Source organism: Paenibacillus sp. MT124 (genome assembly GCF_058792755.1).
In genome coordinates this window covers 4,031,243-4,045,884 of the sequence record NZ_CM179500.1, presented here as the reverse complement: position 1 = coordinate 4,045,884, position 14,642 = coordinate 4,031,243, and the positions used below count along the sequence as shown (strand labels likewise).

Genomic DNA, 14,642 nt, shown 5'->3' with positions numbered 1-14,642 from the left:
GTCAACCAGATATTTAGAAGTATAGAAAGGACGTGGTCATATTGACCAACAACATATTTAAAGACATCGTAACATCGGAGGACGTTCTTCGAGAAATCTGCGGTACACCGGGAGAATTGGTGAAGAATAAATCAATTGCCTATCTGGATGAGCATTGTCAGCAATTCATTGCCCGTTCTGGCCTGTTCTTTATGTCAACCAGTGATCGATCAGGCTCTTGTGATGTATCTCCCCGTGGTGACGGAGAAGGATTCGTACATGTCGTGGATCAGCATCATTTGGTCATTCCGGAACGGCCGGGCAACCGACGTTTTGACTCTCTGTTAAACATTTTGTCCAATCCGCACATTGGATTGATTTTTGTTATTCCTGGACTTGAAGAGACACTGCGTATCAATGGCAGAGCGATGATTATTCGGGATATGGACATGATGATGCAAATGCAGGCGCAGGGCAAAACGCCCAAACTAGGTATCGCTGTAACGGTTGAAGAGTGCTATATGCATTGTGGCAAAGCTTTTAAACGTTCGCACACATGGGAACCTGAGAACTGGCTCGCCAAGGAGGAATTACCCAAACCATCACGTATTATCGCTGCGCATGCTAGCAAATTAGGTGTTACGGAGGACGATGTCGTCCGTTCTATGCAAGAATCGTATGAGAAGCGATTGTATTAATATTTGCAAAGTCTAAGGAGTTGAATCATTTTGTTTGTATTCATCTTGATGATTGCAGGAGCCATTGTTAGTCTTATGTTTCCTTATGGCACTGTCATCGTCATTGGTGTTATTCTCGGTCTTGTGGTGGATAATTATCGGAATACCTTATATATTCGGGAAGATGTTCGTGCGATTAAAAATCATTTGGGGCTAATGAACAATAAGGAATCAACAGAGTACGAATTCAATAAAGAGATTAAGCAAGTGGATCAACTTAGTTCCGATGAGATGAGTGTGATTAACAAGAGGATTGAAGCTGAACTGGAGAAGGAAAATAGAAATAAGAAAAAATAGGCGTGCGCGTCCGTTTCGCCCTGCTATATAATGCAAAGAGTAGATGAATCTCCTCGGGCGGGAAAATAATACATTTAACGTTCCCTAATTAACCATGAATTTCATGAAATATTGGCTGTAATAGACCGACAATTAGATGAGTTGTGATTTTCATTTTTGGAAGTCTTTTATCATTTTAAGAGGAATTAATGCAAATCCTTCAAGCACTTACGGGAGAGACTGAATAAAATAAAACAGATGGAACCAAATTAAATTTATTGTTGCACATTGTAGATAATTGTAATACCATGAACGCACATATCGTAGATATTGAAGTTGAAAAGGGCAGGACCTATGACCTCGTTGAAGGTATGGCTTGTCTTTTTCTGTATATTGGGGTGGATAAAGTGAAAATAGAGAAGGTGCTGAACAATAATGCTGTAGTTGCCATTCAGGATGGGCGCGAAGTCATCGTCATTGGCCGAGGAATAGCTTTTCAGAAGCGGGCAGGTGATCGGGTCTCCGAGGAGCATATTGACAAGATCTTTACTTTGCAGAACGAAGATATCCAGGAAAACTTCAAAACATTAATCGCCAGCATACCGCTGGAATACATGAAAGTTTCCGAAGAGATCATCGCGTATGCCAAACTGAAATTGGGCAAAAAATTGAATGACAGCATCTATCTCCATCTTACAGATCATATCCATTTCGCCATTGAGCGATATCGCAACAACCTGCCTATACGAAATGGATTACTGTGGGAAACGAAACAGCTGTACAAGGATGAGTACGAAGTGGGACTTGAGGCCCTCAACATGATTTGTGATCAATTTGGTGTTCTGTTACCAGAAGATGAAGCCGGATTTATGGCATTGCATTTTGTAAATGCAGCACTTAACGAAGAAATGCCGAATATTCGGAGCATGACGCAGGTGATGCAAGAGGTGCTGACGATCATCAAGTACCATTTCAAAATGGATTTTGACGAGAACTCGCTGAACTATTACCGATTTGTGACACATCTGAAATTTTTCGCCCAGCGTCTGGTCAAAGGAAAGCACTATAAAAATAACAATGATGATGAATTGTTTGAACTGATCCAGAAGAAATATCCCGAAGCGCACAAGTGCTCCGAAAAAATTAAAAAATTCATTGAAAATAACTACACGTATCAACTTACTAACGAGGAAATGATGTATCTGTCGATTCATATTGAACGCGTGGTGCACGCTACTTCAGAGTAGTTCACTTGAACCGAAATATTCTCTTAAAAAAACGCTTGCAAAAGATCAGAAGTTATACTATTATGAATCCATGAAGTAAGCGCATACAAAATTGGATTGTAACTGTTCAATCAGGCAATGCCGATCACTCCAGGTCAGTAAAGACTGGTTGCAACTTACTTTAAGATGAAGTTGTTGAAGTAACAACCGAATATCGCTGTGTACAGCCTTACAGGGTTGCAACCATTAAGGGCAAAACCTGAATTGCTGAATAACACGACTTGTTTCCGGATCATCCGGCACGTTGTGTATGTTCAGTAGTTCAGGTTTTCTTTGTTTCTCAAGCATGGGGAGTCTACTTAGAGAGGGAGAATAACTATGAATTACGATCAACTGGCCAAAGACATCTTATCCCGTGTAGGTGGTTCTGGAAACGTGAACAGCGTTTTCCATTGTGTAACCAGATTACGTTTTAAACTAAAAAATGAAAACGTTGCTAAAACAGAAGAGATTAAAAATCTGCCTGGCGTTATTACGGTTATGCAGAGTGGTGGCCAATATCAGGTAGTCATCGGCAATGAAGTGCCGGATGTATATAAAGCGATTGTGAAGGTGGGCAACTTGCCGACAGAAGGTCAGGTTGAAGAGTCGAAGGAAGATTCGGGGAAAAAGGTAGGACTGTTCAGCCGATTTATCGATATGATCTCGGGAGTCTTCACTCCACTTCTCGGCTTGCTTGCTGCAACAGGGATGATCAAAGGGTTTACAGCCATGTTTCTATCCTTCGGCTGGTTGACGGACACATCCGGAACGTACCATTTGCTGAATGCAACGGGTGACTGTCTGTTCTACTTCTTCCCGGTATTCCTTGGTTATACGGCGATCAAGAAGTTTGGCGGCTCACCGTTCCTCGGTATGGCCATCGGGGCTACACTGGTTTATCCTACGCTGTCCGGTTTGACTGCAGGCGATCCATTGTACACGTTGTTCGCGGGTACGTTGTTTGAATCACCGATCCATATTACTTTCCTGGGTATTCCTGTTATTCTGATGAACTATTCATCTTCGGTTATACCAATTATTGTTGCTACATTCTTTGCCGTGAAAATCGAAAGATTCTTCAAAAATGTTATTCCTAAAGTGGTTAGCACATTCCTTGTTCCATTCTTTACGCTGCTTGTTATCGTTCCCGCAACGTTCCTTGTGATCGGTCCAGTATCCACTTGGGCTGGACAGTTAATCGGTGCAGGAGCAACCGGGATCTATGATCTGAGCCCACTTCTTACAGGACTTATCGTTGGCGGTCTGTGGCAGGTGTTTGTACTGTTCGGTCTTCACTGGGGTCTGGTTCCAGTCATGCTTCTGAACCTCAGTACGTCCGGAGCGGATCCGGTGGTCGCCATGTCGTTCGCTGCCTCCTTTGCCCAGATTGGTGCGGTACTTGCCGTAATGTTGAGAACTAAAAATGCCAAACTGAAATCTTTGAGTATTCCCGCCTTCATCTCAGGCATCTTCGGTGTTACCGAGCCGGCAATCTATGGTGTGACCCTTCCACTGAAAAAACCGTTTATCATGAGCTGTATTGCAGGTGGTATTGGCGGCGCCATATTGGGATTCTTCGGCTCGAAATTGTACATGTTTGGCGGACTTGGCGTATTCGGTTATCCGACCTTCATTAACCCGGCAACAGGTGTTGATTCAACATTCTACATGGCACTTGTTGCAACAGCCGTTGCGTTCATACTTGGTTTCGTTCTCACGTATGTCGTTGGTTTCAAGGAAGCTGCTGCACCTGTAACAGCTCCTTCAGCTGCACCAGCACCTGCACTCGATCCCAATCCGAACAGTAAATACGAAATCTTCAGCCCGATGGCTGGCGAAGTTATTCAATTGAAGGAAATTAACGACATTACGTTTGCTGGTGAGCATATGGGTAAAGGCATTGCGATTCGACCAACAAGTGGACGAGTGGTATCTCCAATCACAGGTGTTGTACAAACGGTTTACCGCACAAAGCATGCCATTGGACTTGTGACAGATGATGGTGTAGAGATGCTGATCCACATTGGACAAGATACGGTACAACTGAAAGGTCAACATTTCAACGCTCATGTGAAAGATGGTGACCGGGTCAACGTTGGAGATTTGATTATGGAGTTTGATCTGCAGGCCATTAAGGATGCCGGTTATGAGACGGTTACACCCATTATTATTACGAATACTTCAAATTACCTGGATGTTGTGGGCACAGAGAATGCATCGGTGAACGAAAAAGACAAATTGCTGACGGTGCTTGGTTAAATCAAGTTACGATGAAGAGGAGGAGTGCTTTATGTTTGACAAGCCAACTTCCTTCCCGGAGAATTTTCTCTGGGGAGGAGCAACAGCAGCGAATCAGCTGGAGGGTGCCTATCTGGAAGGGGGAAAAGGATTGACTACGGTCGATCTGATCCCTACCGGGTCTAGGCGTTTCCCCATTGCGATGGGTAACCTGGACTCGTTCGAACCCAAGGAAGGCGAGTTCTACCCTTCTCATGAAGCCATTGATTTCTATCATCGGTACAAGGAAGACATTGCTTTATTTGCCGAAATGGGGTTCAAATGTTTCAGACTTTCGATCGCCTGGTCCCGAATCTTCCCGAACGGGGATGACGCCGAGCCAAATGAGGCAGGCCTGCAATTCTATGATGATGTCTTCGATGAATTGTTGAAATACAATATCGAACCAGTCGTTACCATTTGTCATTTTGATGTACCTGTACATCTCGTGCAAACATATGGCGGCTGGAAGAACCGCAAGATGATTGGATTTTTTGAAACCTATGCGAAGACGTTATTCCATCGATATAAGGACAAAGTGAAATACTGGATGACGTTCAACGAAATCAACATGCTTCTGCATCTTCCGTATATTGGTGCAGGTATCGTCCTGCAAGAGGGGGAGGACAAGCAGCAGGTCCTGTATCAGGCGGCGCATCATGAACTGGTAGCCAGTTCACTTGCCGTCAAGGCGTGTCACGAGATGATTCCCGGTGCACAGATCGGATGTATGCTGGCTGCAGGTACGGTGTATCCCTACACTTCCAATCCGGAGGACGTATGGAAGGCAATGGAGCAGGATCGCGAGTCTTTTTTCTTCATTGATGTTCAGTCCAAGGGGGCATACCCGGGCTACACAAAGCGTTTCTTCAGAGAAAACGGAATTCATATTGAGATGCAGCCAGAAGATACCGAACTTCTTAAGCAGAATACGGTGGACTATATCGGCTTCAGCTATTATGCCAGCCGCTGCACAAGCACAGATCCGGAGATTTTGAAGGATTCAACGGCGGGCAATGTATTTGGGTCCGTGAAAAACCCTTATCTTGAAGCATCGGAATGGGGATGGACCATTGATCCGAAAGGTCTGCGAATTACCTGCAATCAGCTGCACGACCGCTACGGCAAGCCATTATTCATAGTGGAAAATGGTCTTGGTGCTACGGATGTATTGCTGGATAATGATACAGTGGAGGATGATTACCGCATTGATTATCTGAATCGTCATTTTGCCGAGATGGCAGAAGCCATTCAGGACGGAGTCGAGATCATTGGATATACGAGCTGGGGCCCGATTGATTTGGTCAGTGCAGGTACAGGAGAAATGAAGAAACGTTATGGTTACATCTATGTAGATCGAAACAATGACGGTACGGGTTCGCTTAGAAGAGTGAAAAAGAAAAGCTTCCACTGGTACAAAGACATCATTGCTACTCATGGGGCACAATACTTCTAAGTGCTGTCCATTAAGTGAAATTTTAAAAAGGGAGGAGCAATCCTGTGTTACAGACGGATCTGCTCCTCTTTTCTTCAATTAAACAGAACGTTGGAAAATTTACTTTTAATATGGTCATCTTAGAGAAGAACCAATTATGGGACTTGCAGACTCCGATGAGCGTTTAGCCTGCCATACTGCCAATAGACACCGGACCCGGATACAGGATCAGAGGCAAAGCACAACGCATCGCGGATCTGGGCGTTGGTTTTGCCTTGGGCGGCAAGCAAGGCAGCCGCACCTGCAACCTGCGGTGCAGCCATCGATGTACCGCTCATATAAGCGTACGAGCTGCCGAGATATGTCGACAGTATGCTGTCACCCGGAGCAGCCATATCAACCCATGCACCATAGTTGGAGAAATTGGATTTCAGATCGGAAGGATTGGTGGAAGCGACGGCAATCACATTGGGGTAGGAAGCGGGCACGATTGGATAAGAAGTATTGTCATTGCCGGCAGCAGCAATAATGACTGCCCCGCGGTCCCAGGCATACTGTACCGCAGCTTGCAAGAAGGCATCACCTACAGGTCCTCCCAAGCTCAAATTAACCACTTGTATACCGTTATTGGCAGCATAGACCAGCCCGTTGCCGACATTGCCCATGGTTCCCATCCCGCTATCATCCAGCACACGAATGGGTACGATGGACGCCAGCGGAGCAATGCCAGCGATGCCAGCTCCATTATTCGTGACGGAAGCCGCAATTCCGGCCACATGTGTGCCGTGTCCATTCCCGTCCTCGGGGATGGTGTCATAGCTGACATAGTCATAACCTGGAAGGAGCTTGCTGGCAAGCTCGGGGTGGTTTAGCTGTACTCCGGTATCAATAATGGCAATTTTGATGGAGCTGTTGCTCTGGCTAATATCCCAAGCCGCAGGTGCGTTAATCTTTTGCAGGTTATTCTGATAAGGGAAGTAGGGGTCATTCGGGGTATAGGATGCCTGAGCGAGGTAATTGGGTTCTACATGTTCAATGAGTTCATGATCCTTATAATACTTTAGCATGCGATGCATGATTCTGTTTGATTCTACCCGATACCAGCCGAGATCCTCATACGTTTCGGCAACTTTGCATCTTCCTTTTTTATGCAGAGTGTGCATTTGATCTGCCGTGGTGCCTTCCTTAAATTTGATCAAGAGCTGCTTGGGAGCATGTGGATGAAACTTTCGCGTTTCAAGGATGTCTTCTACGTAACGATATACAAATCCCAGCATGAGCAGAAATGCAGCAGAGATACCAAGCCATAGCCACATCGCTTTTCCCCCCTTGTGAGTTTGATTTGATAACACGTCTTATCGTATGCAGAGTCTCTCAAATCGCGCGGGCTATCTATCATTTTGGATAGGAGTACAGCTAGATTGATAGAAGAAATTTAATTAGGTAAGATGATGGAAGAGAGCGAACTCACTAAGAATACGGGTTCGGGATAACTGCTATAAGCCAGGCTCTAATCTACAGGATAGGAATGAAAATATGGTGAAACAGCTTCAGACAGTACCCAAGGTAATGAAGGTTCAGCTCCATCAGATTGAGCAAGCTGTTGATTTTGCCATGCGTGTCCGCAGAGAAGTATTTCCAATGATGAATCATGAACACATACCTGCGGATCTGATGCAATTCAGGGAACATTATATGGAGACAGCAGGTGCTGTTTTTCTAGTAGCTGTAACGGAGGAAGCGGGCATTGTAGGCTCCATCGGCATTGTGCCATATGATGGACGGATTCAGGTGATCGAAGGTCGCTATCCGGAACATACTGCGGCTGAAATTGTAAAATGTTATGTCGATCCTGCCTATCGCAGATACGGTATTGGTTCACTTTTGGTGAAAGAGCTGGAGCGGGTGGTAAAAGAAATGCCATACACCACCTTATACCTACATACCCACCGTTTTTTGCCTGGGGCTGTGGGTTTCTGGCAGCGTCAAGGATTTACAATTGTGACCGAAGAGCATAATGAGTGGCAAATTGTGCATATGGAGAAGCCTGCTGAGAAGTGATATGTAATGTATACATGTTTTGCATGAATGAATGAATGAATGAATGAATGGTTGGTTACAACATGGCTGAGACATAATGGGGGCAGATGCAGATGAACACACGGACACAGAAAATAGTCTTTATCGATATTGACGGAACACTTGTGGATAATGATGGGAACATACCTGTTTCAGCTCAGAAGGCTTGCAGGCAGGCACGCGCGAATGGACATTTGCTTTATTTGTGCACAGGGCGTTCGAAGGCGGAAATTTATGATTCCATCTGGGAAGTTGGATTCGACGGTCTGATTGGTGCAGGTGGCGGATACGTGGAGTTTGGTGATGAAGTTCTCTATCATAAAAAGGTAACGGCTGAAGACGTTCGGCATATGGTCGATTTTTTCAATGAACATCAGATTGATTTCTATCTGGAATCCAATTCGGCCCTCTATGCAAGTAGCAATCTTCAAACCCATCTCGAACGTCGCATATACGGTGATGTGGAGAATGATCCAGCAGCCAGAGCGAAAAAGGAACAGAAGCCACATCCCTTTATTACGGGTCTAACCTACGGTGAAGCCGACTTATATAAGGATGATGTCAATAAGGTTTGTTTTCTGGAAAGTGCTGTGGTTCCGTTCGAACGGATCAAACAGGTGTTTCAGGGCAAATTCGAGGTTATCCAGTGCACCGTACCTATCTTTGGAGAGGGAAGCGGGGAGCTCATGATTCCTGGCATTCACAAAGCAATTGCGATTGCGGATCTGCTTGAACACCTTGGCATGTCTCAGGAAGACACACTGGCCATCGGAGACGGCATGAATGATGCGGAGATGCTGGAATTTTGCAATATAGGCATTGCCATGGGCAATGCGAAGCCCGGTCTGAAAGCCCTCGCCGATGACATTACCGGAACCATTGAGGAAGACGGGTTGTATCACAGTTTTGTGAAGTATGGCTTGATCCAGTCCTAGTGTTCTTGCCAATTAAAATAGTAGGGCGATCAGGCAGCTCCTGTAATGGAGATGTCTGTTTGCAATGTTAAGACTCAGAGACAAGGGTCAGGATCCATAAGAGGAGAGCGCCGAAACCTCCCACGCACAGTCCGCATAGGAGCGTAAAAAGAAATACAAATTTTTTCCCTTTCATCAGATCCCTCCCGCTTGAGTTGTAACATAGAGTAAGATCATGGCGTGTGTTAGATTACATAATTCCTGTACAGTATCCGATATATATTAGGTACGCTCATTTACTAGAAACATAAAGGAGTGCAGAACATGGATATTGCAGCATTATCAATGGCCTTGAGTCAAACGTCGCTGGCGCAGTCGGCGAGTTTGCAGGTGATGTCAATGTCGAAAAACATGGCAGAACAACAAGGTCTACAGCTTACGGAAATGTTAAAATCTGTTCCAGCCCCACATCCGAATCTAGGAAGCAGTCTGGATATTTCAGTTTAGACGTTTTCTAAGAAATGCATGTTCAAAAACAATTGCAGCAAGCGAACCCAAACGGTTTCAATTCATCGAATTGAAGCTGTTTGGGTTGTTTTTTCGATTAAGAATGATGGAGGATCATATTTCCAAAAAGCTGACGGGCCTTGTCCCAATCCACACCGAGTTTACCTTGCCATCCAGCCCAAGGCATCTCCATGTCGGAGCGGCCTTTCGTATTGCTGAGCTGTAATTCGGCATTCAGCAGCTCTTCGATATTGGTCCAATGATCGGGACGAAGGGGGAGAATCTGGTTTGGCAGAACCCCTACTCGGGATAATGATTTTAATATGCCTCGGCGGATGCCAGCCTGTCCTTTGATCAATTTCTCGGCTGTGAGCCGTTTCTCATATTTTCCCGGAGATTCATCGCTCTCTGCCTGATCCAAACTATGAAGCAGTTGATTGAAGGTGTGAATGTCCTCTTCACTCGGTGTAATGGATTCATGTTCAAGCAGGGAAACTAACTCTGTCAAATCAGCATATGTCCCTAAACTATTCGAGCTGTAATCATGTCCCAAGTGAACGGCATAGCGAATAAAGGACAAATTATCCCATGCGTCATTGCTGTTACGGCTTAAACCGCAGCATTTACAACAATGGAATTGTTCCGCTTCTTCATAAGCATGGTGCTGCATGTGAACCATCATATGATAGCTTCCAAGTGTAGTTATGCCTCGGGGATAACTTCCACCAACACCGGCCACAAAGGCATTGGTGATCGTGGTCCAGGATAGATGCTCATTTTGCTGCAAATCAATTAATTGTTGAATAATCTCGTCATGCGAAATTAGCTCCAGATCATTAGGAACCCAGCCGTGCGTATGTAATATGTCTTGTTCGTCAGCAGTTAGTGTATCCGTTTGATACACCATCACCTGTCGCTCGCTGTCGTACTTGCCATTGGCATGATGATACAGCTTCTTAAGTACTCTCATGCATTGTTTGTCCATGAGCATCTCCTCATAAGTTAGTTGCTTATCCTAAGACTTCGTATAGGCTTCATTGCTTCCTTTCATTATAAATGAGATGATGGCTATATTACAGATGAGAAGCGGTGAAGCATGCGAATTAATAAATACATAAGTGAAACGGGATTCTGCTCACGGCGAGAGACAGACCGCTTAATTGCAGCTGGGCGCATTACGATCAATGGTAAGGTATGTGTAAAAGGGGCAGAGATTGAAACAGAAGATCTCGTCCTGATCGACGGCAAGGAAATCCCGCAGGTTGATCGTGAGCCTGTATACCTGGCTCTCAACAAACCAATAGGTATCGTCTGTACGGCAGCACAACAAGTCGAGGGGAATATTATACAGTATGTAAATTATCCATCACGTATCTTTGCCGTTGGCAGGCTGGATAAAGCCTCGGAAGGTTTGATTTTGCTTACGAATGATGGAGAGATTGTTAACAAAATGATGCGCTCAGAGCATAATCATGAGAAAGAATACGTGGTGACCGTGGATAAACCGATTACAGATGAATTCCTAAGAATGATGTCCCAAGGAGTCGAAATTCTGGACGTAATAACCAAGCCGTGCAAAGTATATCGCCACAGCGAGAATGTTTTTCGGATTATTCTGACACAGGGGCTTAACCTGCAAATTCGCAGAATGTGCAAAGCCCTGGGGTACAGAGTCCTGAAACTAGAGCGCATCCGTATTATGAATATAACACTGGATCAGCTGGAACGAGGACAATGGAGGCATCTGGAGAAGCATGAGCTGAGTACGCTGCTTGCCAGGCTGAACTAGCTAACTTTTCCTAGCTTGGATAAGAACATTTGTACAAAAGGTGAGTCATCCCACGCAAACACAAAGAAGGCACTAATCCTGAAAGGATGGATGGTGCCTTCTTTGCGTTCCAAACGACCAGAGCCTAATGGATCTCGGACAACTTCGATCCGGAGGCGTGCTTCCGCACTTTTCGTTCTGAGATGATTGAACCCAGGAGTGTTAACACCGCACCCAGCATGGTAATCCAAGTAATGGGTTCATGCAGCAGCAGTGCAGAAGCTAACAATGTAATTACAGGCACCAAATAAATGTAAACGCTGGTTTTCACTGCTCCCAAAAGGCTTACCGCCCTATTCCAGGTTGCAAAACACAACGCAGAAGCGCCTACCCCGAGAAAAAGAAGATTGGAAAGGTTGGTCAGATCGGCAAACCGCTCCATGTCAAAATGGAATTCGAACAGGAATAAGGCAGGGAGCATGAACAAAAGCCCGTAAAAGAACACTTTGCGTGTTGCACCAATGGTGTGATAGTGAAGATCGCCTATTTTACGCATAAGGACGGAATAGATTGCCCAGACAGCAGGAGCCACAAAAGCAAGCAGATCGCCCAGCGGATTCAGCTGCAGGCTGTAACGCCCATTGAACGCAATGATCACAATGCCTGTCAAAGCAATAGCAAAACCGGCGACAAAATGCCGAGATAACGGCTCATCCTTCAGGAAGAAATGCGCAAGCACAGCGGTGAAGAAGGGCGCAATGGACACAATGACACCTGCGTTTGAAGCCAGTGTGAATACAAGCGCGATATTTTCGATCAAAAAATACAATGTGACTCCACACAGTCCGGCCGCCATAAAAAGCATCTCATCCCGGACCGTTGATATCCGCATCACACGAGGGTAGATCAGAAACAACACCACATATCCAATCAGAAAACGAAACAACAGGATTTCCACAGGTGTGAAGTCGATGAGCAGAATTTTAGTGGAGATAAAGGTGGTCCCCCAGATCAAAATTGTAAGCAAGGCGAGCAGGTGACCAGCCGTATGTTTATTTTCACTCATCGCGAAACACGGTCCTGCAGTCGTTGGGACTCGTCTTCATGGTTAAAGATTCGGTAATATTGTTTGGGCGTCAAGCCGATTAGTTTTTTGAAAAAGTTCGTAAAATGGCTCTGATCGCTGAATCCCGTCTGGGCGGATACCTCAAGCGGCAGCGTTCCTTGTTCCAATAAGCGTTTGGCCTGATTAATACGAATCGTTTCCAGATACCGATATGGTGAGATGCCTTTTTGGCGAGTAAATAGACGTACCAGATGATACTTGCTCATTCCACTTCGTTCAGCTAACTCACCCAGCGATATACTTTCCATGTAATGAGACTCTATGTATTCGCAGATACACTTGACTTCGATCGTGACATCTTGAGAAGAGACGGAGGATTCAGCTTCTGCATAATCCCGAAGCAGCTGTTCCAGCAGCAGGAGCAGCAGCTCTTCTTTGCCAAAATCGGATTGCTCCTCCAAAATCATCAAATGCAGGTCATGCAAAGAGCCGACCAATTCGTGTTGATAGAGTACGGGTGCTGTGAAGTTCGGCAGATAGTCTTGTCCGGTAATTTCGCGGGTGTATTCTCTCATGACCTCTGGTTGGATATTAATACAGCGATAATCGAGTGTTCTTCCATCAATCCCTTCACAGGCGTGGGGGTCATGAGGGTTAAATATAATCATGTCGTCGGTATTCAGCACATACTCCTGATTATTGCAGACCAGATGTCGCTTGCCCTGCTCAATAAAACCAATGACGTAATAGTCATGAAAGTGATTGGGGAATTTCTGCATGATGCCCTGGAATTGATAAGCTTCAAGCTGCAGATCGGTATCAAATACAACGGTTCGTACTTCGCGATTCATGCTGCACCTTCTTTCTCGTAAGTTCTTGTCAGTATAAACTGAAAAGAAGGCAATTTCTTGAACGATATTGCGCTCGCGCATGCTATAAATAGCAGGGAAGCAGCAAAAAAGAGCAGATTTCCTGCTCTTTTTCTGATATTCCTCTATAGCGTACTACTTATATAACCTCAAGGGAAGGCTTGTCAGAGATTGTCCTGCTGCAGACGGGATCAGGTGGTCTTCCAGAATGAACCCGCTGACGGGTTCAATACTTGAGAAGGTTCTCAAAAATGTCGTCAGAACAATTTTGGCTTCCAGCCTAGCCAGAGGTGCACCCAGGCAGAAGTGTGTTCCGAAGCCAAAAGCGAGCTGTTTGTTATTGTTCGGACGATGAATATTCAATGTGAATGGATCCTCGAACATGTCCTCATCCATGTTGGCTGCACTCATCCAGGCTACGATGGCGTCTCCTTTTTTGAGTTCAACCCCAAGCAGGTTAGTATCCGCTTTGACCATGCGGTCCATTTTACTGATATGGAAACGGTACCGCAGCATTTCTTCCACTGCATTTCCAACCAGCTCTGGATTGTCTCTCAGCTCCGTGTACAGTTTAGGCTGATCATAGAGCAGCGCATAGAAGGAGTTGGCCAACAGGTTGCTGGTGGTTTCTATTCCTGCGCCCAGAATGAACATGGTGGTACGTACAATTTCCTCATCCGTAAAATGTTCACCATCCACTTGGACCTGGATCAGGTCCGAGATAATGTCCTCGGCAAGATTCGTTCGTTTGGACACAACAAAAGGGTAAAGGTATTCGAAATATTGCTGACCCGCAATTTTCTTCATTTCATTGATATGGCTAAAGGTTGCATCCGTTGTTGGCATGAAGAGAATATCTACCCATTTCTTAAATAAGAGCCTGTCTTTGGAAGGAATGCCAAGCAGATCAGACATGATGATTACTGGAAACATACTTGTGTAGGCCTGTACAATATCGACCTCGGGAAGCTGAGAAAATTCCGCGACTAACTCGTCTGCTACGGCTTGAATGCGCGGCTCCCAAAGTTTGAGACTTCTTGGGGTAAATGCACTTGCTAATAATGATCTTCGCTTGCGGTGTTCCGGAGGATCGACGTTGTGAATATCCAGCTTGTCCGGAATATGGTGCTCGCTGTCCGCACCTTCTCCCTCACTTGAATACCCCACGTTCACAATCGATCTTTCTCTTACACTGGAGAAATGTTCATGATCATTCAATACGGTTTTGACCAAGTCGTACTTGAACACATGCCAGGAATCCGTCTCTTCATTGTAAACGACAGGTTCCTGTTTGAGCATGTGGCGATACCAACGATAAGGGCTAAACTCTTCTTCTTTCGATTGGAATTTCGTGATTTCAGACAGAGATATAATCGTACTCTTCTTCATTCATCTTACCTCCTTAGTTGGGGTCATTGACAAATATAACAAACAAGAGTACTTTAATTCAAGTAATTTAAATTATAA

14 protein-coding genes are annotated in these 14,642 nt (G+C 45.1%); 9 read left to right on the top strand and 5 right to left on the bottom strand.

Translation table 11 applies throughout. The annotated features are described in order from the left end of the window. The first annotated feature begins 41 nt into the window (after window positions 1–41). The 5 genes from AC3RCI_RS18175 to AC3RCI_RS18155 all read left to right on the top strand — a co-directional run bounded on the left by AC3RCI_RS18175 (window position 42) and on the right by AC3RCI_RS18155 (window position 5,993). The gene (locus tag AC3RCI_RS18175) at window positions 42–677 is read left to right on the top strand and encodes an MSMEG_1061 family FMN-dependent PPOX-type flavoprotein (RefSeq protein ID WP_492525865.1); all 636 of its coding nucleotides are present in this window, start codon (window positions 42–44) and stop codon (window positions 675–677) included. Between the two features lie 30 nt (window positions 678–707). Further along, the gene (locus AC3RCI_RS18170) at window positions 708–1,013 is read left to right on the top strand and encodes a hypothetical protein (RefSeq protein WP_336782027.1); all 306 of its coding nucleotides are present in this window, start codon (window positions 708–710) and stop codon (window positions 1,011–1,013) included. Window positions 1,014–1,399: 386 nt separating this feature from the next. Beyond that, complete coding sequence (licT, locus tag AC3RCI_RS18165) at window positions 1,400–2,239, top strand: BglG family transcription antiterminator LicT (RefSeq protein WP_127537188.1); 840 nt, start codon at window positions 1,400–1,402, stop codon at window positions 2,237–2,239. Window positions 2,240–2,596: 357 nt separating this feature from the next. Beyond that, window positions 2,597–4,519, top strand: a complete 1,923-nt coding sequence (locus AC3RCI_RS18160) for a beta-glucoside-specific PTS transporter subunit IIABC (RefSeq protein ID WP_492525863.1) — start codon at window positions 2,597–2,599, stop codon at window positions 4,517–4,519. Between the two features lie 31 nt (window positions 4,520–4,550). Then, window positions 4,551–5,993, top strand: coding sequence for a 6-phospho-beta-glucosidase (locus tag AC3RCI_RS18155; RefSeq protein ID WP_492525861.1), 1,443 nt, complete (start codon window positions 4,551–4,553; stop codon window positions 5,991–5,993). Between the two features lie 134 nt (window positions 5,994–6,127). On the opposite strand, the gene AC3RCI_RS18150 is transcribed toward AC3RCI_RS18155, so the two are convergent. Further along, window positions 6,128–7,288: a S8 family peptidase gene (locus tag AC3RCI_RS18150; RefSeq protein ID WP_492525859.1), complete on the bottom strand. Its 1,161-nt coding sequence runs from the start codon at window positions 7,286–7,288 to the stop codon at window positions 6,128–6,130. 220 nt (window positions 7,289–7,508) lie between these two features. Here AC3RCI_RS18150 and AC3RCI_RS18145 point away from each other — a divergent pair, with 220 nt between their 5' ends. The 3 genes from AC3RCI_RS18145 to AC3RCI_RS18135 all read left to right on the top strand — a co-directional run bounded on the left by AC3RCI_RS18145 (window position 7,509) and on the right by AC3RCI_RS18135 (window position 9,472). Further along, window positions 7,509–8,033 carry a GNAT family N-acetyltransferase gene (locus tag AC3RCI_RS18145; RefSeq protein ID WP_336782023.1) on the top strand — a complete coding sequence of 175 codons (525 nt, stop codon included), beginning with the start codon at window positions 7,509–7,511 and terminating at the stop codon, window positions 8,031–8,033. 92 nt (window positions 8,034–8,125) lie between these two features. Next, the gene (locus AC3RCI_RS18140) at window positions 8,126–8,986 is read left to right on the top strand and encodes a Cof-type HAD-IIB family hydrolase (protein ID WP_492525857.1); all 861 of its coding nucleotides are present in this window, start codon (window positions 8,126–8,128) and stop codon (window positions 8,984–8,986) included. Between the two features lie 303 nt (window positions 8,987–9,289). After that, the gene (locus AC3RCI_RS18135) at window positions 9,290–9,472 is read left to right on the top strand and encodes a YjfB family protein (protein WP_492525855.1); all 183 of its coding nucleotides are present in this window, start codon (window positions 9,290–9,292) and stop codon (window positions 9,470–9,472) included. 97 nt (window positions 9,473–9,569) lie between these two features. On the opposite strand, the gene AC3RCI_RS18130 is transcribed toward AC3RCI_RS18135, so the two are convergent. Next, a complete protein-coding gene (locus tag AC3RCI_RS18130) occupies window positions 9,570–10,457 on the bottom strand; it encodes a hypothetical protein (RefSeq protein ID WP_492525853.1) in 888 nt (295 codons plus the stop codon). Between the two features lie 111 nt (window positions 10,458–10,568). On the opposite strand from AC3RCI_RS18130, the gene AC3RCI_RS18125 reads away from it, so the two are divergent. Continuing rightward, the gene (locus AC3RCI_RS18125) at window positions 10,569–11,261 is read left to right on the top strand and encodes a pseudouridine synthase (RefSeq protein WP_492525851.1); all 693 of its coding nucleotides are present in this window, start codon (window positions 10,569–10,571) and stop codon (window positions 11,259–11,261) included. Window positions 11,262–11,385: 124 nt separating this feature from the next. Here the strand turns inward: AC3RCI_RS18125 and AC3RCI_RS18120 are convergent, their stop codons facing one another. From AC3RCI_RS18120 to AC3RCI_RS18110, 3 genes are all read right to left on the bottom strand, one after another. Further along, the gene (locus AC3RCI_RS18120; protein ID WP_492525849.1) at window positions 11,386–12,306 is read right to left on the bottom strand and encodes a DMT family transporter; all 921 of its coding nucleotides are present in this window, start codon (window positions 12,304–12,306) and stop codon (window positions 11,386–11,388) included. Beyond that, on the bottom strand, window positions 12,303–13,157 hold the full coding sequence (locus AC3RCI_RS18115; RefSeq protein ID WP_492525847.1) for an AraC family ligand binding domain-containing protein: 855 nt from the start codon (window positions 13,155–13,157) through the stop codon (window positions 12,303–12,305). Before AC3RCI_RS18115 ends, AC3RCI_RS18120 begins: the two co-directional genes overlap by 4 nt. Before the next feature lie 153 nt (window positions 13,158–13,310). Beyond that, a complete protein-coding gene (locus tag AC3RCI_RS18110; RefSeq protein WP_492525845.1) occupies window positions 13,311–14,564 on the bottom strand; it encodes a cytochrome P450 in 1,254 nt (417 codons plus the stop codon). Between the last annotated feature and the right edge of the window lie 78 nt (window positions 14,565–14,642).